Genomic DNA, 21,493 nt, shown 5'->3' on the forward strand with positions numbered 1-21,493 from the left:
GGTCATTATTTCGTCAGCACAAAGCCCTTGAGCTTTGAGAATGCAGCATCGATCAGCGCCTTCTGCTGAGCGTAGTGCTTGTCGTAATAGCCGACGGCCGGCGATGCACTTGCGGGGCGGCCTGCGTAAGCAAGCTTCTGGCCCTCTTCCAGGTTCTCGAAAATGTTGTGCTGAATCTGGAACCATGCACCCTGGTTCTGCGGCTCGTCCTGCGTCCACACAAACTCGTTAAAGTTGGGGAATTTCTTCAGTTCGGCAGCAAGAGCCTTGTGGGGGAAGGGATAGAGCTGCTCGATGCGTACGATCGCCACTTCCGACTGGCCACGCTCCTTGCGCGCATTGACCAGGTCGTAGTACACCTTGCCGGAGCATGCGATCACGCGCTTGACCTTTTTCGGATCGATCTTCTCGTCCACTTCGCCGATCACGGTCTGGAACGTGCCCTTGGCCAGTTCGGACAGAGGCGATCCGGCATCTTTGTTACGCAACAGCGACTTCGGCGTCATGATGACCAGCGGCTTGCGGAACAGGCGAATCATCTGCCGGCGCAGCAAGTGGAAAATCTGCGCCGCGGTAGTCGGTTGCACGACCTGCATATTGTTTTCGGCACACAGTTGCAGATAACGTTCGAGGCGGGCGGACGAATGTTCCGGCCCCTGCCCTTCATAGCCATGCGGCAGCATCATGACGAGGCCGGAGGCGCGCCCCCATTTCACTTCGCCGGAGCTGATGAACTGGTCGATCACTACCTGCGCACCATTGGCGAAGTCGCCGAATTGCGCTTCCCAGATAGTGAGGGTATTCGGCTCAGCGGTCGAATAGCCGTATTCAAAACCGAGCACCGCTTCTTCCGACAGCACGGAGTCGATGACGGTAAAAGGAGCCTGGTTCTCGGAAACGTTTTGCAGCGGAATATAACTGCCTGCATCCCAGCGTTCGCGGTTCTGGTCATGCAGCACCGCGTGCCGGTGCACGAAGGTTCCGCGGCCAGCATCCTGGCCGGTCAGACGCACGGCATAGCCCGACGACACCAGGGAGGCATAGGCCAGATGTTCGCCCATGCCCCAGTCAAGATTCAGTTCACCACGACCCATTGCTGCGCGGTCGGCAAGCACCTTCTCGACCAGCGGATGCAGCTTGACATGCTCGGGTGCCGTAGTAATGCGCGCGGCGAGGCGTTTCAGTTCCGCCAGCGGCACCGCGGTATCGGCCGCATCGGTCCATTTGCGGTTGAGGAAAGGCATCCAGTCAACCGCATACTTGCTCTTGAAGTTGGAAATCACCGGATCGACGGTGTGACGGCCCGCATCCATCGCATCGCGATAGGCCTTGACCATTGCATCCGGCGTGTCGGCAGATATCGTGCCCTGCGTAGCCAGCTTGTCTGCGTACAGCTTGCGGGTGCCCGGGTGCTGGCCGATTTTCTTGTACATCAGGGGCTGGGTCAGCGCCGGAGTATCCTGCTCGTTGTGGCCCAGCTTGCGGAAGCAGACGATGTCAAGAACGATATCCTTCTTGAATTCGAGCCGGAAATCGAGTGCGATCTGGGTCGCGAAGACGACCGCTTCCGGATCGTCGCCATTCACGTGCAGCACCGGTGCTTCGATCATCTTGACGACGTCGGAGCAGTACAGGGTCGAACGGGTATCGCGCGGATCGGAAGTGGTAAAACCGATCTGGTTGTTGATGATGATATGTACCGTTCCGCCGGTGCCGTAGCCACGGGTCTGCGCAAGGTTGAGCGTCTCCATCACGACACCCTGTCCGGCAAACGCGGCATCGCCATGCACGAGAACAGGCAGGACTTGCGAGCCATCCTTGTCGCCGCGCCGCTCCATGCGGGCCTTGACCGAACCTTCGACAACCGGGTTGACGATTTCGAGGTGCGAGGGATTGAACGCGAGTGACAGGTGCACCGGTCCGCCAGGCGTGGTCAGATCGGAAGAAAAGCCCTGGTGATATTTCACGTCGCCGGCCGGCAGGTCGTCCGCATGTTTGCCTTCGAATTCGGCAAACAGGTCCTGCGGCATCTTGCCCAGCGTATTGACGAGCACGTTAAGACGGCCGCGATGCGCCATGCCGATCACGATTTCCTGGACGCCTTTTTCACCGGCGCGCTGAATGATTTCATCCAGCGATGCGATAAAGCTTTCGCCGCCTTCGAGGGAGAAGCGCTTCTGACCGACATACTTGGTATGCAGATAGCGCTCGAGTCCTTCCGCGGCGGTCAGGCGCTCAAGAATATGCTTCTTCTTTTCGGGAGAAAAATTCGGGGTGGAACGTACCGACTCCAGGCGTTCCTGCATCCAGCGTTTTTGTGCCGGGTCACTGATGTACTGGAATTCCGGGCCGATCGAGCGGCAATAGGTATCGCGCAATGCGTTGAGCAGATCGCGCAAAGAAGCGGTTTCGGAGCCGAAATAGGTATTGCTGATATTGAATACCGTGTCCATGTCGGCGTCGGCGAAACCGTAGAAGCTCGGCTCCAGTTCCGGAATGCTAGGACGCTCCTGGCGCTGCAGCGGATCAAGATTCGCCCAGCGGTTGCCGAGAAAACGATAGGCTGCAATGAGTTGGGTGACTGCAACGCGCTTGCGGCCCATATCGGGATCGGCAGTTGCAGTTACCGTGCGAATCGGGCCCTGCTTGGCACGTTCTGCAAACGAGGCGATTACTGGCGCATGAGCCACATCCGGCCGGGTTGAACCATCGACGGCAGGCACATGCTGCATGGCGTCGAAATAAGCACGCCAGTTTTCGGGAACGGAACCGGGATTGTTGAGATACGCCTCGTACAGTTCTTCAACGTACGGTGCATTTCCGCCAAACAAATAGGAATTGGAAAGATACTGCTGCATCATCTTGCTCACCTTTCTTCGCGTTTCGCGAGATTAGCGGGTTAATCTAACCTTCCGCGACACGGCCTGACCGGTTAGCGGATTGCACATCAAGTTGTGGGGGGAAGGGCTAAGTGACCTGAAGTGTTCTTACGAAATTCAGGCGCTAGCATATCATATTTGCCTCTGGCGGCAGGCGAAAAAAAAGCGAGCCACAAGGGCTCGCTTCATTACTGCAACGGGCAGTTAGCCGCGCTTGGACATCGCCGGCACTTCGCGGGGAACAGCACCCACATACAGCTGGCGCGGACGGCCGATCTTTTGCTCCGGATCGGAAATCATTTCGTTCCACTGAGCGATCCAGCCGACGGTACGGGCCATGGCGAAGATTCCGGTGAACAGCGAAACCGGGATGCCGAGCGCGCGCTGCACGATGCCGGAGTAGAAGTCGACGTTCGGATAGAGCTTGCGCTGCACGAAGTAGTCGTCTTCCAGGGCGATCTTCTCCAAAGCCATGGCAAGCTTGAACAGCGGATCGTTATGCAGGCCGAGTTCGTTCAGCACTTCATGGCAGGTTTCACGCATCAGCTTGGCGCGCGGGTCATAATTCTTGTAGACACGATGCCCGAAGCCCATCAGCTTGACATTCGAGTTCTTGTCCTTGACCTTGGCGATGAATTCACCGATACGCTCGACGCCGCCCTGGCGCTGGATGTCTTCCAGCATGTTCAGCGCTGCTTCATTCGCCCCACCGTGGGCCGGACCCCACAGGCAGGCGATGCCGGCGGCGATACAGGCGAACGGATTGGCGCCGGAGGAACCAGCCAGACGCACAGTCGAAGTCGAAGCGTTCTGCTCGTGATCGGCGTGCAGGATCAGGATGCGGTCGAGAGCGCGCACCAGCACGTCGTTCACCTTGTACTCTTCACAGGGCGTCGAGAACATCATGCGCATGAAGTTTGCGCTGTAGGACAGATCGTTGCGCGGGTAAACGAAAGGCTGGCCGACGGAATACTTGTAGGACATTGCCACCAGGGTCGGCAGCTTCGCGATCAGGCGGATCGCCGAGACTTCGCGGTGATGCGGATCGTTGATGTCGAGCGAGTCATGGTAGAACGAAGACAGAGCACCGACGGTACCGACCAGCACCGACATCGGGTGCGCGTCACGACGGAAGCCGCGGAAGAAAAACTGCATCTGCTCATGAACCATGGTGTGCTTGGTTACGGTATCGACGAAGTTCTTCTTCTGGGCCGCGTTCGGCAGTTCACCGTTCAGCAGCAGGTAGCAGGTTTCAAGGAAGTCGCAATTGACCGCCAACTGCTCGATCGGGTAGCCACGATACAGCAGCTCGCCCTTGTCGCCATCGATATACGTGATCGAGGAATTGCAGGCAGCCGTCGACATGAAGCCGGGATCATAGGTGAACTTGCCGGTGGCGTTGTACAGCTTGCGAATGTCGACTACGTCCGGGCCGATTGTTCCCTTGTAAATTGGCAACTCAAGCGACGGGGTGCCATCGGAAAACGATAGCGTGGCTTTTGAATCAGAGTTTGGCATGGCTCTTCCTTCTCTAAAGAGGTGAGTCTAATTAATGAAGTTGCAAAAAGAACAGAAATCCGAACAACAATCAGGCACTGCGCAATCTCGCCAACAGCGCGTGGACGTGCGGCAAATCTAGTTCGCCTTCCGGTTCCGTGCGCGCCAGCAGCAAATTCATCAAATCGTTGTCTGGCAGTTCCATCAACCGAGAAAATGCATCCACCTCTTCGTCGGTCAGTTCGGTTTCATGCGCATCCAGAAACCGTGTAATGATCAAGTCATTCTCGAGCAAACCTCGGCGTGCCCTCCAGCGGAGGCGGGCACGTTTGACTGGATCGGCTTGGTGGGTGGTTGGCATAGTCTCTCATTCATGTCGAAGCGCTAGGAACCCTCCCTGCCCGGCCGCCAATGACAGGCCGTTAGAAATGCGCTCGACCGCCTAGTGAATTTCCAGGCGTTGCCCGGTTGAAAGTCGCTAGTGTGCGGGAGAACAACGTCTCCCGCCTCGTGCCGTCAAAATTACACGGTGCGGCGCACCATCAGTTCCTTCACCTTACCAATCGCGCGTGTCGGATTCAAGCCCTTCGGACAAACGTCCACGCAATTCATGATGGTATGGCAGCGGAACAAGCGGTATGGATCCTCCAGGTTATCCAGGCGCTCACTGGTCGCCTGATCCCGGCTGTCGGCGATGAAGCGGTAAGCCTGAAGGAGGCCCGCCGGACCGACGAACTTGTCCGGATTCCACCAGAATGATGGGCAGGAGGTCGAGCAGCATGCACAGAGGATGCACTCATACAGTCCATCCAGCTCTTCGCGCTCCGCCGGTGTCTGTAAACGCTCCTTTTCGGGAGGAATCGACTCGTTGATCAAATAAGGCTTGATCGAATGGTACTGCTTGAAAAACTGGGTCATGTCCACGATCAGGTCGCGGATGACCGGCAGGCCAGGCAGCGGCCGCAATACGATGGGCTCGGTCAGCTCATTGAGGTTGGTGATGCACGCCAGGCCATTCTTGCCGTTGATGTTCATGGCGTCGGAACCGCATACGCCTTCGCGGCAGGAGCGGCGCAGCGCGAGGGAGTCGTCCACGTCGGCCTTGATGCGCTGCAATGCATCCAGCAGCATCTTGTCGGTGTCTTGCAGTTCGACAGTCAGATCCTGCATGTATGGCTTCGCATCCTTGTCCGGATCGTAGCGATAGATCTTGAATTTCAGAGTACGTGGCATGTTCTACCTTGTTAGAAAGTGCGTGCTTTGGGCTTGAAGGTTTCGACTGTCAGCGGCTTGGTGTTGACCGGCTTGTAGTCGAGGCGATTGCCTTCGGAGAACCACAGCGAGTGCTTCATCCATTTTTCGTCGTCGCGATTCGGGAAGTCGCGGTGGGCATGCGCGCCGCGAGATTCCTGGCGAGCGGCTGCGGACACGATGGTTGCTTTCGCCGTCTCGATCAGGTTGTCGAGTTCCAGCGCTTCAACACGAGCAGTGTTGAATACCTTCGACTTGTCCTTGAACGACACATGCTTGCGGCGCTCGTCCAATTCCATGATCTTCTGCACGCCGGTCTGCAGCAATTCATCCGTGCGGAACACGCCGCAATATTGCTGCATGCTCGAGCGAATCGCGTTGGCCACATCCTGGACACGTTCGGAGCCGGTGCTCGACTCGAGCTTCGCGAGGCGCGACATCGCCATGTCGGCGGCATCCGCCGGCAGAGGCTTGTGGCTCTTCGCCTTCAGGTTGCTTGCAACGATATGATTGCCCGCTGCGCGGCCGAACACCACGAGGTCGAGCAGCGAATTGGTGCCGAGGCGGTTGGCGCCGTGCACCGAGACGCAGGAGCATTCGCCGATGGCATACATGCCGTTGACCACTTCATTGGGATTGCCATTCTTCGGCGCCACGACCTGGCCGTGGATGTTGGTCGGAATGCCGCCCATCTGATAGTGGATGGTCGGAACGACCGGGATCGGCTCCTTGGTTGCATCCACGTTGGCAAACTTGTGCCCGATTTCCAGGATCGACGGCAGGCGCTTGCGGATGGTGTCCGCGCCGATGTGGCGCAGGTCTAGCAACACATGGTCCTTGTTCGGGCCGACGCCGCGTCCTTCCTTGATTTCCTGGTCCATGGAGCGCGACACGAAGTCGCGCGGCGCCAGATCCTTCAGGGTCGGCGCATAGCGTTCCATGAAGCGTTCGCCGTTCGAGTTGATCAGGATGCCCCCCTCGCCGCGTACACCCTCAGTGATCAGCACGCCGGCACCAGCCACTCCGGTCGGGTGGAACTGCCAGAATTCCATGTCTTCCAGCGGCAGGCCGGCACGCGCAGCCATGCCGAGGCCGTCGCCGGTATTGATGAACGCGTTCGTCGATGCCGCAAAAATGCGCCCTGCTCCGCCGGTGGCGAACACTGTCGTCTTGGCTTCGAGAATCATCACATCGCCGGTTTCCATTTCCAGCGCAACGACGCCCAGCACATCACCATCGGCATCGCGAACCAGGTCGATCGCCATCCACTCAACGAAGAAGTGGGTCCGGGCGCGCACGTTGCGCTGGTACAGCGTGTGGAGGAGCGCGTGGCCGGTACGGTCGGCGGCCGCGCAGGCGCGCTGTACAGGCTTTTCGCCGAAGTTCGCGGTATGGCCGCCGAACGGGCGCTGGTAGATCGTGCCGTCCGGATTGCGGTCGAAAGGCATGCCGAAATGTTCGAGTTCATACACGACTTTCGGAGCCTCGCGGCACATGAATTCGATCGCATCCTGGTCGCCGAGATAGTCCGATCCCTTGACGGTGTCGAACATGTGCCAGTACCAGTTATCCTCGGACATGTTGCCGAGCGAAGCGCCAATACCGCCCTGCGCAGCCACGGTATGCGAACGGGTCGGGAAAACTTTCGACAATACCGCGACATTCAGGCCGGCTTCAGCCAGCTGCAGTGACGCACGCATGCCGGAACCGCCGGCACCGACGATGACCGCATCAAAACGGCGGGAAGGAATGGAAGTCTTGATTGCTGCCACGATTAAACTCTCCAGATAATCTGCGCCGCCCATCCAGCGCAACCGATCAGCCACAGGAGTGTGGCAACTTGCAATGCGAACCGGATCGACACGGGCTTGATGTAATCCATCCAGATGTCACGCATGCCAACCCATGCGTGATAGAAGAGCGAAAGGAAAGTCACGAAGGTGGCAATCTTGAACCATTGCTGGGCAAAAAGTCCTGCCCATCCCTCATAGCTGAAATTCCTGCCCGAAAAGAATGCCACCAGGAGAATGATCGTGTAGACCGCCATCACGATGGCGGTGGCACGCTGAACCATCCATTCCTTGAGTCCGTAATGCGCGCCCACCACCAGGCGCTTTGGACCAATATTATTGTTCGCCATTTAAAACGCTCCAAACAGTTTCAGTGCAATCAGTGCGGTCAGCACCAGGCTGAAGGCAAGCACGCCTGCCGCAGTCTTGCGGGCGGAGTTCTTGTCCAATCCTACGTGGGTATCAAGCAGAAGATGGCGCAGGCCGGCGCTGAAATGATGAAGATAGGCCCAGACCAATCCAAGGAGCACCAACTTCACGAACCAGTGCGAGGCAATGCCCTTGAAGTGCTCGAAGGAAATTTCCGATGTCAGGCTCTTGTCAAGCAGATACAGGACAAAAGGCAGCAGCAGGAACATCAGGAAGCCGCTGATTCGGTGAAGAATCGAAATCAGGCCCGCCAAGGGCAAGCGGTACTGAACGATCTGCGTGATATGGATGTTACGGAACTCCCGCCGGCTTTTTTCTACGGCTTCGGACATGACAGAACCTCTCTAAGCTTAATAAACCCGTAATTTTCGCTGATTTCGCTGCCTTTGTGCAGCACGTAAATAGACTTCATTCATCGAAACCAAGCAATTCCAGCACTTCGAATACGCAACAATCACGTCACCTGCCGGCTCAGCTCAACTCGTTCTGATAGTGATGGCGAGTAGTCAGATACAGGCCTCGCCTTACTTCCACCGGCCGATCGCCATAAGTGAAAGATACTCGCTCCACGCTAAGCAATGGGGTGTTCGCCTGCACACCCAGCAGCTCGGACGTTTCCTCATCTGCGCTGACCGCTCGGATTTTTTCCGTGGCACGGATCATCCGGGTTCCGAATTCGGTTTCGAACAAGCCGTACATCGGCCCCTTGTATTCGACAAGACGCTCCGCCGTCAGCCCTTTGAAAATAACTCCCGGCAGCCACAATTCCTCGACGATTGTCGGCACTCCGTCAAATGATTGCACGCGCTTGATAAATATCACCGAGTCGCCTGATTTAATATCAAGCAGACGCGCGACTTCTGCGGGCGCGCGCAAGCGCTTCACGTCAATAAATTTGCTTTCCGCGTAATGAGGCTCGCCCGCATCCGGCATCAATCGCAGAAAACGGAACTGCGCGCGTTCTTCATGATGAGTCGCGACGAACGTTCCCTTCCCCTGGCGGCGCACGACGAGGTTTTCGGCCGCAAGCTCATCGATAGCCTTGCGCACCGTACCCTGGCTCACCTTGAACCGACTCGCAAGCTCGATCTCGCTCGGAATCAACTCGCCCGGCTTCCACTCGCCAGACTGCAGACTTTGGGTAATGAGGGCCTTGATTTGCTGATAAAGCGGGCTGAAGGTGGGAGAAGTTCCGATGGGAGAAATTCCCGCCCCTGCGTTGAAAACGCCATTGCCGGTCAAGTTGGACGGATTGGAACTCATAAATGGATATTTCACCACAAAACACCGTTTGCCGTCCAGAAAAAAGTAAGAGGTAATATGTCTTATATAAGATATAAGATAAGCATTGACAGAGTCTCTATGTGCACCTACACTCGCGAGCAACATTTTACGAAAGGCAGGAATTTGGCCAGCCACGAGAGTTTGGATATTCCGCTGTCATGGCGGTTACCTGGCTGTGCCTGAACAGGCTTTCGACGGTATCATTACAAGCTTTCGGAATCACCCCTGCAGCCCCGACACCGTTTCATCATCACTTTGGAGATTCATCATGGCTAAAGCCCCCATGCGCGTTGCCGTTACCGGCGCCGCCGGCCAAATCGGCTACTCCCTGCTATTCCGTATCGCTAACGGCGACATGCTGGGCAAGGACCAGCCGGTCATCCTGCAATTGCTCGAGATCCCTGACGAGAAAGCGCAAAAGGCGCTGAAGGGCGTGATGATGGAGATCGACGATTGCGCATTCCCGCTGCTGGCCGGCATGACTGCTCACAGCGACCCGATGACCGCGTTCAAGGATGTCGATATCGCCCTGCTCGTGGGCGCTCGTCCGCGCGGCCCGGGCATGGAGCGCAAGGACCTGCTCGAAGCAAATGCAAAGATCTTCACGGTACAGGGCAAGGCCCTCGACGCAGTCGCTTCGCGCACTGTCAAAGTGCTGGTCGTCGGCAATCCGGCGAACACCAACGCCTACATCGCGATGAAATCCGCTCCCAGCCTCCCGGCCAAGAACTTTACCGCGATGCTCCGCCTCGACCACAACCGCGCGCTGTCGCAGGTCGCTGCAAAAATCGGCAAACCGGTTTCCTCGATCGAGAAACTGTGCGTGTGGGGCAATCACTCTCCGACCATGTACCCGGACTACCGCTTCGCGACTGTCGACGGCAAGTCCGTCAAGGACACGATCAATGACGAGGAATGGAACAAGAACGTGTTCCTGCCCACTGTTGGCAAGCGTGGTGCGGCCATCATCGAAGCGCGCGGCCTGTCTTCCGCCGCATCGGCAGCGAATGCCGCCATCGACCATGTGCGTGACTGGGTGCTCGGCACCAACGGCAAGTGGACCACCATGGGCATCCCGTCCGACGGCTCGTATGGCATCCCGAAAGACACGATGTTCGGCTTCCCGGTCACCACTGAAAACGGCGAATACAAGATCGTCCAGGGACTGGATATCGACGCATTCTCGCAAGAGCGCATCAACCTCACTCTGAAGGAGTTGATGGAAGAGCGCGAAGGCGTCAAGCATCTCGTCGGCTGATCCTGAGGATGGGACAAGTGGCACATACTGGTGAAACCGGAATTTGCCGCTTGTCCCTCCGCTCAGGCCATTTCAACTGAAGCATCCGTCGCACATGCACCCTTCCGAGGTCTTATTCCAGGGCACCCGTCAGCCCGTATCAATTCCGGCATGCGATCACTACGCCGGTTCAGAAAAATTGATGCGCAAGTCGATTGCCCTGCAACAAGAGCTTGGTCCTGTTTTCGATATCACCTTCGATTGCGAAGATGGTGCCAGTACCGGCAATGAAGAAGCCCACGCAAAGCTGGTGGCGTCCATCATCGGCAGCGAAGACAACCGCTTCAACCGTATCGGCGCCCGCGTCCATGACGTGACCCACCCCGGTTTCGAACAAGACGTTGCGATCATCTGCACCCAGGCTGCGCGGCTTGCCTATCTGGTGCTGCCCAAGGTGGACGGCCTGGACGACGTGGTACGTGCCATCGGCCTTGTCAACCAGTACGCTGCCAAGGCCGGACGCAAGGATCTTCCCATTCACGTGCTGATCGAATCCCACGGCGCCCTCGCCGCTGTGCGTGAAATCGCAGCACTGCCGCAGGTGGAATGCCTGTCGTTCGGCATCATGGACTTCGTATCTGCGCATTACGGCGCCATTCCCGGCAGCGCCATGCGCTCCCCCGGCCAGTTCAGTCATCCTCTCGTGGTTCGCGCAAAGCTCGAAGTCGCTGCGGCATGCCATGCGCATGGCAAGGTCCCCTCTCACAATGTCACGACCGACATCAAGGACATGGCTGTGGTCGCCGGCGACGCCAGGCGGGCTGCCAGCGAATTCGGCTATTCCCGGATGTGGAGCATTCACCCGAACCAGATCAGGCCGATCGTTGAAGCACTGGCCCCAAGCATGTCGGAAGTCCAGGAAGCCAGCGATATCCTGACCGCGGCACGGGACAACCAGTGGGGGCCAATTCAGCACAAGGGCACGCTGCACGACCGCGCCAGTTACCGTTATTACTGGACGATCCTGCAGCGGGCAAAATCGAGCGGACTGGCTTTGCCGGATTCCGCTCTTGAATTACTGTAATGATGCGCGACCGTCACGATATCGTGTCCGCGCACGGAGAAGAACTTATGAAAAAGCTGCCTGTATTGTTTTTCCTGGCTGTCAGTATTGCGGCAGGAACGCCGGCGTTGGCAGCAGAGTCGGCACCACAAGCAAGCCATACACAGAAGAAGCCTGCAACGAAAAAAGCAGCCTCTTCGAAAAAACGCGCTGCAGCGGCGAACAAAGACGATCAGACGCCAGATATCAGCGCTTCGCAACCTGTCGAGTACGACTGCGAGCTCGGCAACAAGCTGACCGTTTACCGCCAGGCAGATAATGACCAGCAGATCACAGTCCGCTGGAAAAAGCGGCTGCTGCGCTTCGAGCGCGTACCGACGACAACTGGCGCGAACCGGTTCGAGAACCGCAAGAATGGTTTGGTATGGATCGATATTCCGGCCAAGGGTATGCTGCTCGATGCCAAGAAGGGTCGTCAGCTGGCCAACGAATGCCGGAACGCCGATCAGCTAAAAGCACAGGCGATGTAAAGCCTGAGAACACAGATACAGAAGAAGAACCGTCCAACGGATATTCGCCTGTCGCAGCACGATTTGAAGTATTTTTCATCAGTTGAATTGCACCCAAGGAGAGGTCATGTCACGCAACACACTGAACACGCTGAAGGAATTCAAGATTTCGGATTCCAAAAAAGGCAAGTTCTACTCGCTTCCCGCCCTGGAGAAAAAACTCGGCGTCAATATTTCGCGCCTGCCAGTATCGATCCGTATCGTCCTGGAATCGGTGCTGCGCAACTGTGACGGCAAGAAGGTCACCGAAGAGCATGTCACCCAGCTGGCGAACTGGAGCCCCACGGCTGCACGGGTCGATGAAATCCCGTTCGTGGTGGCGCGAGTCGTGCTGCAAGACTTTACCGGCGTTCCCCTGCTGGCCGACTTGGCTGCCATGCGCGGCGTCGCTTCCAAGATGGGCAAGAAGCCGAAGAACATTGAACCGCTGGTGCCGGTTGACCTGGTCGTCGACCACTCGGTGCAAATCGACCACTTCCGCGAACCCAAGGCGCTCGACCTCAATATGAAACTGGAATTCCAGCGCAACAACGAGCGCTACCAGTTCATGAAATGGGGCATGCAGGCATTCGACACCTTTGGCGTGGTGCCTCCCGGCTTCGGCATCGTGCACCAGGTGAACCTTGAGTACCTGGCACGCGGCGTGCACCTGAAGGACGGCGTGTACTACCCGGACACCTTGGTCGGAACCGACTCCCACACCACGATGATCAACGGCATCGGCGTCGTCGGCTGGGGCGTCGGCGGCATCGAAGCTGAAGCGGGCATGCTCGGCCAGCCGGTGTACTTCCTGACCCCTGACGTGGTGGGCGTGAACCTGACCGGCCAGCTGCGCGAAGGCGTCACCGCAACCGACCTGGTGCTGACCATCACCGAACTGCTGCGCAAGCACAAGGTCGTCGGCAAGTTTGTCGAGTTCTTCGGCGAAGGCACCGCTTCGCTCTCGACCACCGACCGTGCGACGATCGCCAACATGGCACCGGAATACGGCGCCACCATGGGCTTCTTCCCGGTGGACGAAAACACCATCGAATACTTCAAGGGCACCGGCCGCAGCAAGGCGGAAATCGACGCGTTCGCAAACTATTTCAAGGCCCAGAATCTGTTCGGCATCCCGAAAGCCGGCGACATCGATTACTCGAGCGTAGTGGAACTGGATCTCGGCTCGGTCGCACCCTCGCTGGCCGGCCCGAAACGTCCGCAGGACCGCATCGAAATCGGTAACGTCAAATCGACCTTCACCGACCTGTTCTCCAAGCCGGTCGCGGAAAACGGCTTCAACAAGAAAGCGGAAGACCTGAATGCCGCCTACGAGACGGCCGACGGCGTGCAACTGAAGAACGGCGACGTGCTGATTGCCGCAATCACTTCCTGCACCAACACCTCGAATCCGAGCGTACTGCTGGCCGCTGGCCTGCTGGCGAAGAAAGCCGTCGAGGCTGGCCTGAAGGTCGCGCCGCACATCAAGACTTCGCTCGCGCCCGGATCGCGCGTCGTGACCAAATACCTGGAAGCGGCAGGCCTGCTGCCCTATCTGGAAAAGCTTGGCTTCGGCGTGACGGCCTACGGCTGCACCACCTGCATCGGCAATGCCGGCGACCTGACCCCGGCCCTGAATGACGCCATCGTGAAGAACGATGTGGTCGCTGCTGCCGTATTGTCCGGCAACCGCAACTTTGAAGCGCGCATCCATCCGAACATCCGCGCCAACTTCCTGGCATCGCCGCCGCTGGTAGTCGCTTACGCGATCGCCGGCAATGTCACGAAGGACCTGATGACCGAGCCGGTCGGCAAGGGCAAGGGTGGCCGCGACATCTACCTCGGCGACATCTGGCCGAGCTCGCGTGAAATCGAAAAGCTGATGAAGTTCGCGATGAACGCGAAGACCTTCAAGGAAAACTACGCCGACGTGAAAGGCGCCCCAGGCAAGCTGTGGGAGCAGATCAAGGGCGTGGCACAGGGCGAGGTCTACAACTGGCCCAAGTCGACCTACATCGCTGAACCGCCGTTCTTCCAGGACTTCGATATGCAGCCGAAAGCAGCGGCAGCCGGCATCACCGGCGCTCGTGCACTCGGCATCTTCGGCGATTCGATCACCACGGACCACATCTCCCCGGCCGGCTCCATCAAGGAATCCAGCCCGGCAGGCAAGTGGCTGATCGAGAACGGCGTCATGAAAGCCGACTTCAACTCCTACGGCTCGCGTCGCGGCAACCATGAAGTGATGATGCGCGGCACCTTCGCCAATGTTCGCATCAAGAACCTGATGATCCCGCCCAAGGCCGACGGTTCGCGGGTGGAAGGCGGCGTGACCGTTTACCAGCCGAGCGGCGAACAGATGTCGATTTACGATGCAGCGATGAAGTACATCGACGCGGGTGTGCCTACCGTGGTGTTCGGCGGTGAAGAGTATGGCACCGGCTCCTCGCGTGACTGGGCTGCCAAAGGCACCCAGCTGCTCGGCATCAAGGCCGTCGTCGCCCGTTCATTCGAGCGCATCCACCGCTCGAACCTGGTTGGCATGGGCGTGCTGCCGCTGCAATTCCTCGGCGACGACAGCGTGCAATCGCTGGGCATCAAGGGCAATGAAACCTTCGACCTGAAAGGGATCGAAGGCGAGATCAAGCCGCAGCAAAAGGTCACGCTGGTCATCAACCGCGCCGATGGCAGCAAGCAGGAAGTTGCGCTGCTGCTGCGTATCGACACGCCGATCGAAGTCGACTACTACAAGCATGGCGGCATCCTTCCCTTCGTTCTGCGCCAGTTGCTGGCAGCCTGACCGCGGAATCATGCCGGCCCAGCCGGCATGATTTGTCGCAACACAGTCGCGAGAGCACGCAGGTATTCTTGCGGATAAAAAAACGCCGGGTTTTCCCGGCGTTTTCTTCTTTGTCTTCCACCATAGAAGGACAAGTGCGAGCACATGCGACATTTCCTGCTTCAATCCTGTCCGGCGAGAAACGTCTCCACACACGAACAGGTGTTCAAGATATCTTGATGCTTGTCGAATCCACTACAATACGAGTTCCAGGCTTCATTCCTATCCTGCCATGCGCCGCCCGTCGAAAGCTTCTTCCCGCAAACATTCTGGCGAAAGCCAGCGTCTGATCACCCTGATCGAGGGGCAGATCCTTGCCGCGAGCCGGCTTGAGGAGCGCACATGGGAACGCAACGTCGATTCCCAGCTGAACAAACTCCTGAAAAGCGGCTACCAGGATGTGATCGACGCAGCGTTGGACCAACTGTTCAAATCTGACCTGGAAGCCTACGATGTGCTGATGGAAGCGGTCGAGGCGGCAAGCGAATCCTGTGTCGTCGAACATGATGGCGTGCAGTATGAAGGCTTGCTGATCGCCGCCCCTATCCTGGCCTGGACGCGCTTCTCCATCCCATCCGGCTCCATCCCGGCGGACATGGTGGTAACTTTGTCTGCCCATCTGCATGGCCACTTGCTGGTGCCCGGCGCTCACCTGGCCTTGGCTCCGACGCTGTTTTCAATCGACCAATTGCCACGCAGCCATGTCGAACTGTTTGCGATCACGCAGCGCATGGTGCAGGCGGCAGTGAAAAACACTCCCCTGCGCCCGCTCGCACACGCGCCGGAAACAGCGCCATTCCTCGCTGACACGCGCTACCTGCTGGCCGCCGTGGCCGCTCCCGCAGGCGAGCCGCTGTTCCGCTGGCAGGCCAGCCTGTCTCCATCGGAGCGCGATGCCGCATTGAGGCAATGGCGGACGCAGGCGATGCCTAACGTGATGAAACTGCTGCCAGGATGCGGTGTCGAGTTGCTGCTGCCGGAGGCCTACTACGTCGCCTGCCGCGAAGCGGACAAGCTGATCCGCCCTGCTTCGATCCGCGCCGCCGTGCATTTCCTGACTCACACGCTAGGCGTCGAGGCGTCCGGGCTGCGCGCTATCATCGGGGACTTCAGCGAGGATCCGCTTGGAGGCCGGGTTGACGAATACCGCATCAGCTTCACTCTGCGCCATAGCGAAGAAGTGCTGTATGGCGTGGTTTGGCCGCTCTATGGAGACGAGGACGACGAGGAGTCGGCCAAGGTGATGGCAGGCTCCCCTGCCAGCCCGGACATCATGACGACAAGCGTTCGCAGCTCACCGATCGAGGAAGTTCAAGCACTGCTGAAGGAATGCGGCATCGTCCACATCAAGTACCATACTGAGCGCTTTCCGATGGAATTCTGCGACGATTGCGGCACGCCGATGTACCCGGATCTGGAAGGGGACCTGGTACATCCCGAGATGCCGGAGGACGTACCGGCCGGCAGCGGCCATTTTCACTGAAAGACGACTGCATCCCTACCACCTCGAGTAGGGATGGCGCAGCAGGTTGGCATTGAAATAGCGCGCGTCGTGCGTGACTTCTTCACCAACCCATTCCGGCCTGGCAAACGCCTGATCTTCGCTCTGCAATTCAACCTCGGCCACCACCAGGCCGGCGTTCTCGCCGAGGAATTCGTCGACCTCCCACACCATGCCCTCGTGCGAGATCCGGTAGCGGTATTTTTCGATGATCGGCCGCTCGCACAACCCATCCAGCAAGGCTTGCGCATCTTCGGGCGGAATCGGATATTCCCACTCCCCGCGCGTCGCTCCTTGCGTGCGGCCCTTGATCGTCAGCGTCGCCGCTGTTCCTTCGACGCGCACCCGCACTACCCGGTCCGGATGCGAAGACAGGTAGCCCTGGCGCAGCAATACACCCTGCCCCAGTGCCTTCCACCGCTCGTCGCGCACCAGGAACTTGCGCTCGATCTCGACGCTCATGCCCGGCTTCTTTCCAGTGCACGAAGAATAGGCTGAAGGATGGCCTCGCCCAGCTTCGCGCTGCGCGCGCCACTCCAGCCGACACGGGCATCAGGCAGGAGCGCGTTGTCCTTGAAAGGCATTTCCAGCGTCAGCGACAGGCATTTGAAGGTGTGGCCAACGTATTTCGATGCGAGGCTCAGCATGTCTTCCCGGTACTTGGTCGCCTCATAGCCGTGTTCCGCCTGAAAATCCGGGCTGGCAGCCTTGAAATCCTCGATGAACGCCTGCTGCTGCGCCATCTGTGCCTCCGTGAAGCCTTCGAGCATTTCCGATCCGGCGACAAATACGTAAGGCAGACTTTCATCGCCGTGGATATCGAAAAACAGGTCGCATCCGGTCTCGTGCATTTTCTTCCGGACGAACAAGACTTCCGGGCTTTTCTCGATCGACGGCGACATCCATTCGCGATTCAAGTTGGCGCCCGCAGCGTTGGTGCGCAGATTGCCGCGCACCGAGCCATCGGGATTCATGTTTGGCACGATATAAAACACTGCCTGCAGCAGCAGGCGCCGCGCAACCGGGTTCGCGCTGTCGGTCAGCGCATCCACCATGCCTTCGACAAACCATTCGGCCATGGTCTCGCCCGGATGCTGGCGTGCGATCACCCACACTTTTTTCGCCGCAGCCGGATCGCCGATCACCAGCAGGTCAAGATCCCGCCCGTCCACGGTGTTGCCGAGGTCGGTCAGGCATGCTTCCGGAAAGGCTTGCGCCCGACCCAGCATCTGCAAATGGCGCTCCCAGGAATACGGCTCGAAATAGGCGTAATAGATGCTGTCGTGCTCCGGCACGTGCCGGATCGTCAGCACGCCGCCGTCGTACTCGGTCGGCACCCGGAACCATGTCTGCCTGTCATAACTGGCAACTGCTTGGTAGTTGTCCCAGCCGTGGGGAAAGGCTGCCTGCGCGGCATTCAGGAAGCGCATTGCGCACGGCGTATTGCGTGCGCCCTGCAGGCGGAAATAAAACCACTGAAGAAAGTCCGCATGCGAATCCTTGCGGATATTGAGTTCGATGGCCTGCGGGTCCTCGGCGCGCACCACTTCAATGGCGCCGGCGTCGAAATGGGAACTGATCTTGATTGACATGGATGAGAATGCTGAAGTTGTGCGTGTAACGGGAGAAATGGCGCGGGCCGGCATGCTACGTAACCGGGCGCTGGCATGGATGCTATTCTGCGGCTTTTATCGATTCCGGCAAAGTCTCTGATGAAATTCCTCGCCTTATTGTCAGCATTGACATTCAGCGTCGCCACCAGCCTCGCTCATGCGGATACATGGCCGTCCAAACCGATCCGCCTGGTCGTGGCAGCGCCCGGCGGTTCCTCCCTCGACATCATTGCGCGCACCATCGGCGACAAGCTGAAAAGCCGCCTGGGCCAGGCCATCGTCGTCGACAATATCCCTGGCGCGTCGGGCACGATTGCCACCGCCAACGTCGCCAGGGCGGCACCCGATGGCCACACCCTGCTCATGTCCTACAACGGCCCGCTCTCATCCGCGCAATTCCTGGCGAGACTGCCCTACGACCCGCAGAAAGACCTGGCTCCGGTCATCCTGACGAGCTCGCAGCCGAATGTGCTCGCGGTGAACCCCGACGTGCCGGCAAAGAATGTCCCCGAATTGATTGCTTACGCAAAGGCAAATCCCGGCAAGCTGAATTACGCCTCGGTCGGCAACGGTTCGTCCTCGCACCTTACGATGGAGCTTTTCAAAACCATGGCCGGCATCGATGTGCTGCATGTCCCCTACAATGGTGCCCCGCCAGCCGCCATGGCAACCGTTGCCGGCGAATCGCACATGCTCTTCGGAGTGCCTTCGGTCATCCTGCCCCAGGTCAGGAACGGCAAGCTCAAAGCCATCGCCGTCACCAGCGCCAACCGCTTCCCGCTCCTGCCGCAACTGCCCACGATGTCGGAAGCCGGGTTGCCCAAATTCGAAGCGCTGGCCTGGAACGGAATTCTCGCTCCCGCGCGGACGCCCGCCGGCATCGTCAGCCGACTGAATCGCGAGATCGACAGCATCCTAAAAATGCCGGACGTGAAAGCACGCCTGAACAATGTCGGACTGGAGCCCGCGGGCGGCTCGCCCGAATCCTTCAAATTGCTGATGTCCTCCGAAGCCCAAAAATGGTCCGAAGTGATTAAAAAAACCGGTGCCAAGCTCGATTAAGCAATTTGTTGGCCGCTGCGTAGCGGAAATCATTATCGCTCTGCTATAATACGCGGCTCGTCGGGGCGTAGCGCAGCCTGGTAGCGCACTTGCATGGGGTGCAAGGGGTCGCGAGTTCGAATCCCGCCGCCCCGACCAATAGAATCAAAGACTTACGAAAAGCCGCCTTGTGCGGCTTTTTTTTGCCTTGGATTTGGTAAGAAATCTGATAAGAAAGAATCCAAGTACGAAGCGAACGATCGAGAGTCCCGTTCGCAGTTCGGTGCCGCACTAGTTCGTCAAAAATTCCTTTGCGAAAATACCAACCAATACGATTGGCCTTTTATTCTCGGAACCAGATACATCCCTATCCAACCTATTCCCTTGGAATTCACTTCAGGTTCGCGCCTCTTCATAAGACACATCGACCAAATTTTCCAAATTTTTCAACGTGCACGCGGCAATAGGATGTAACGTTTCGCCGCCCACGATTCACTTTGGCTCAAAGCGCCACCACTCAGCATTTTTCCATTAGCGTTCGAGCAATCAAATAGCGCCTGCCGGATTTCCCTAGCCACAGCGGCTCGAAACAGGACCGCTTGCGAAGTGTTTGTTAGGAGCGCGCGGATGTACCTCGCTCATGGCGTATTTAACCTGCGGTCCGCCGTTGGCAATTCGTTATCGTTGTCCGCAAAGAACACCTTGTTTCGCAGTTAAATTCAATAACACCAGCTGCTAACAGGATCAGGCTGATCTAGTACTTAGGCATTTTTAGAGCGACCATTCACACGTCATTAGGTCTTCCATCATGTTCACAAAGTGCGAATATGAATCGGACTTAAGCCGGTTTGCGGTATCGGCCAATAACTAAAGAAGCGTCACGTAAGAAAGAAACAGTACCGCATGGGTGATGTGCGAAGAAGCCTTTCATCATTGATCACCCTCAAACACCGCCTTCAATTCGGTGGATTATGTGGCCAATCGTTTTTACTGTAATAACTAGTCACTGTTTCAATGGGATTGCTGTAATAAATAGTCACCATCTCAATGAGAATTACGCTCTAACGCTAAATGGCACTTTGGAATGGCAAGCCGGCCAATGCAGTAGAAAGGCATTCTCACTCTTCGACCACTCAATGACATTAGTGCACACGCAGTAGATGCTTATGCCGCACTATTCCGAGATTAGTGTGAGTACCCATATGACTTATGCCGTTAATCACGTCAAACGACGGGGCGAGGCGATTCAAGGCCAACAGAGAATGCCTCCACTCATCCTCTGAAGGACGGAATAGACAGGATCCTTCAGATACGACATAGCGCATCGCAGAGGTGATTAGCATCAACGAGGAGGTGTCGTGGTTACACCCAATATACCCCTAGAACGTAGCCTCGCCCCCGTTCATGAGTTAGGTGATCGAGCACCTCAACCGGGAATTGGCCTATGTCTCTCTGGAGGGGGTTATCGGGCGATGATTTTCCATTTGGGAGCACTCATTCGGCTGAATGAAGCCGGCCTACTTTCTCAATTAACACGCGTTTCCAGCGTTTCCGGCGGCTCAATTACGGCTGCCGTGTTAGGTATGAAATGGCAGAACCTTCGATTCATAAATGGAATCGCGTCAAATCTCATTCGCGAAGTAATCGATCCGATCCGGCGCTTCGCCCAGCATACAGTTGATATTCCGTCGATAATTACTGGCACCCTCTTGCCTGGCACTGCTAGCGATAGAGTGGCACGGGCTTACAGTGAATACCTATATGGCGATGAAACACTGCAATCGCTGCCAGATGACCCACCCCGCTTCGTTATTAATGCGGCGAACATCCAAAGCGGGGCGCTCGTAAGGTTTTCAAAACCCTATATCCGGGATTATAAGGTGGGCGAAATACGTAACCCCGCCGTTTCGTTGGCCATGGCGGTCACAGCCTCTTCCGCCTTCCCGCCCGTGCTATCCCCTGCTGTAATGAAGTTCACCCCCAATGCTTTCAGTCCCGTCAATAACGAAATGCTGGCAAGCGAAGAATTCCGTAAACAAATGGTGCTAAGTGACGGGGGCGTTTACGACAATCTTGGGTTGGAAACCGTATGGAAACGGTTGGACACGGTGCTGGTATCCGATGCTGGTATGAAATTCGCCCCGGATCATCACCCTGCCGAGGACTGGGTGCGGCATAGCAGGCGTGTGTTGGAACTAATTGACAACCAAGTGCGCGGCCTGCGCAAAAGGCAATTGATCAGCGCATTTCAAGCCGGCCTGCGTCGAGGATGCTACTGGGGAATTGGAACAGACATCAATAGTTACGGGCTGGATGATGCACTGCCCTGTCCTCCGGATCGCACAGATGAGCTTGCCCATGAGCCTACCAGACTGGCAAAACTTCCGGATGAAGTACAGGAGCGGTTGATTAACTGGGGGTATGCCGTATGTGACGCGGCAGTGCGACGTTATCTGGATCCTTCCCTGGCACCGCCGACGCAGTTTCCTTATGCATCGGGAGTTTGAGTCGTTTACGTACA

General features: G+C 57.6%; 17 protein-coding genes and 1 tRNA gene. 8 read left to right on the top strand and 10 right to left on the bottom strand.

Annotation, left to right across the window (positions count from 1 at the left end):
• Positions 1-5 precede the first annotated feature (5 nt).
• The 8 genes from HGHM_RS09370 to HGHM_RS09405 all read right to left on the bottom strand — a co-directional run bounded on the left by HGHM_RS09370 (position 6) and on the right by HGHM_RS09405 (position 9,109).
• Complete coding sequence (locus tag HGHM_RS09370) at positions 6-2,861, bottom strand: 2-oxoglutarate dehydrogenase E1 component (RefSeq protein WP_019141268.1); 2,856 nt, start codon at positions 2,859-2,861, stop codon at positions 6-8.
• A 222-nt stretch (positions 2,862-3,083) separates the two neighbouring features.
• Entirely contained in the window at positions 3,084-4,397 is a 1,314-nt protein-coding gene (gene gltA / locus HGHM_RS09375; protein ID WP_019141269.1) for a citrate synthase, read from the bottom strand.
• A 70-nt stretch (positions 4,398-4,467) separates the two neighbouring features.
• Positions 4,468-4,737, bottom strand: a complete 270-nt coding sequence (locus HGHM_RS09380) for an FAD assembly factor SdhE (protein WP_019141270.1) — start codon at positions 4,735-4,737, stop codon at positions 4,468-4,470.
• Positions 4,738-4,898: 161 nt separating this feature from the next.
• Positions 4,899-5,609 carry a succinate dehydrogenase iron-sulfur subunit gene (locus HGHM_RS09385; protein ID WP_019141271.1) on the bottom strand — a complete coding sequence of 237 codons (711 nt, stop codon included), beginning with the start codon at positions 5,607-5,609 and terminating at the stop codon, positions 4,899-4,901.
• Positions 5,610-5,620: 11 nt separating this feature from the next.
• Positions 5,621-7,399 (bottom strand): succinate dehydrogenase flavoprotein subunit, encoded by a 1,779-nt coding sequence (gene sdhA, locus HGHM_RS09390; protein WP_019141272.1) that lies wholly within the window; start codon positions 7,397-7,399, stop codon positions 5,621-5,623.
• A gap of 2 nt (positions 7,400-7,401) precedes the next feature.
• On the bottom strand, positions 7,402-7,767 hold the full coding sequence (sdhD, locus tag HGHM_RS09395; RefSeq protein ID WP_019141273.1) for a succinate dehydrogenase, hydrophobic membrane anchor protein: 366 nt from the start codon (positions 7,765-7,767) through the stop codon (positions 7,402-7,404).
• Positions 7,768-8,178: a succinate dehydrogenase, cytochrome b556 subunit gene (sdhC, locus tag HGHM_RS09400; protein ID WP_019141274.1), complete on the bottom strand. Its 411-nt coding sequence runs from the start codon at positions 8,176-8,178 to the stop codon at positions 7,768-7,770.
• 139 nt (positions 8,179-8,317) lie between these two features.
• On the bottom strand, positions 8,318-9,109 hold the full coding sequence (locus tag HGHM_RS09405; protein WP_019141275.1) for a GntR family transcriptional regulator: 792 nt from the start codon (positions 9,107-9,109) through the stop codon (positions 8,318-8,320).
• 289 nt (positions 9,110-9,398) lie between these two features.
• Here HGHM_RS09405 and HGHM_RS09410 point away from each other — a divergent pair, with 289 nt between their 5' ends.
• From HGHM_RS09410 to HGHM_RS09430, 5 genes are all read left to right on the top strand, one after another.
• A complete protein-coding gene (locus HGHM_RS09410; RefSeq protein ID WP_026075860.1) occupies positions 9,399-10,388 on the top strand; it encodes a malate dehydrogenase in 990 nt (329 codons plus the stop codon).
• 94 nt (positions 10,389-10,482) lie between these two features.
• Positions 10,483-11,451, top strand: coding sequence for an HpcH/HpaI aldolase/citrate lyase family protein (locus HGHM_RS09415; RefSeq protein ID WP_026075861.1), 969 nt, complete (start codon positions 10,483-10,485; stop codon positions 11,449-11,451).
• A gap of 47 nt (positions 11,452-11,498) precedes the next feature.
• Entirely contained in the window at positions 11,499-11,960 is a 462-nt protein-coding gene (locus tag HGHM_RS09420) for a hypothetical protein (protein ID WP_034348927.1), read from the top strand.
• 106 nt (positions 11,961-12,066) lie between these two features.
• Positions 12,067-14,778 (top strand): aconitate hydratase AcnA, encoded by a 2,712-nt coding sequence (acnA, locus tag HGHM_RS09425; protein ID WP_019141279.1) that lies wholly within the window; start codon positions 12,067-12,069, stop codon positions 14,776-14,778.
• Positions 14,779-15,049: 271 nt separating this feature from the next.
• Positions 15,050-16,300, top strand: a complete 1,251-nt coding sequence (locus HGHM_RS09430; RefSeq protein WP_019141280.1) for a DUF2863 family protein — start codon at positions 15,050-15,052, stop codon at positions 16,298-16,300.
• A gap of 15 nt (positions 16,301-16,315) precedes the next feature.
• On the opposite strand, the gene HGHM_RS09435 is transcribed toward HGHM_RS09430, so the two are convergent.
• Both HGHM_RS09435 and HGHM_RS09440 read right to left on the bottom strand, forming a co-directional pair.
• Complete coding sequence (locus tag HGHM_RS09435) at positions 16,316-16,780, bottom strand: CYTH domain-containing protein (RefSeq protein ID WP_019141281.1); 465 nt, start codon at positions 16,778-16,780, stop codon at positions 16,316-16,318.
• Positions 16,777-17,910: a M14 family metallopeptidase gene (locus HGHM_RS09440; protein ID WP_019141282.1), complete on the bottom strand. Its 1,134-nt coding sequence runs from the start codon at positions 17,908-17,910 to the stop codon at positions 16,777-16,779. Before HGHM_RS09440 ends, HGHM_RS09435 begins: the two co-directional genes overlap by 4 nt.
• A 120-nt stretch (positions 17,911-18,030) precedes the next feature.
• Between HGHM_RS09440 and HGHM_RS09445 the strand changes: the two genes are divergently transcribed.
• The 3 genes from HGHM_RS09445 (at position 18,031) to HGHM_RS21080 (ending at position 21,479) form a co-directional block, all read left to right on the top strand.
• Positions 18,031-18,993, top strand: a complete 963-nt coding sequence (locus HGHM_RS09445; RefSeq protein ID WP_019141283.1) for a Bug family tripartite tricarboxylate transporter substrate binding protein — start codon at positions 18,031-18,033, stop codon at positions 18,991-18,993.
• A 61-nt stretch (positions 18,994-19,054) separates the two neighbouring features.
• Positions 19,055-19,131: transfer RNA gene (locus tag HGHM_RS09450), tRNA-Pro, on the top strand.
• A 1,199-nt stretch (positions 19,132-20,330) separates the two neighbouring features.
• The gene (locus HGHM_RS21080; RefSeq protein WP_281004496.1) at positions 20,331-21,479 is read left to right on the top strand and encodes a patatin-like phospholipase family protein; all 1,149 of its coding nucleotides are present in this window, start codon (positions 20,331-20,333) and stop codon (positions 21,477-21,479) included.
• Positions 21,480-21,493: the final 14 nt, after the last annotated feature.

Origin of the sequence: Noviherbaspirillum massiliense JC206 (assembly GCF_000312045.1) — a bacterium.
Taxonomy (GTDB): Bacteria; Pseudomonadota; Gammaproteobacteria; order Burkholderiales; family Burkholderiaceae_D; genus Noviherbaspirillum; species Noviherbaspirillum massiliense.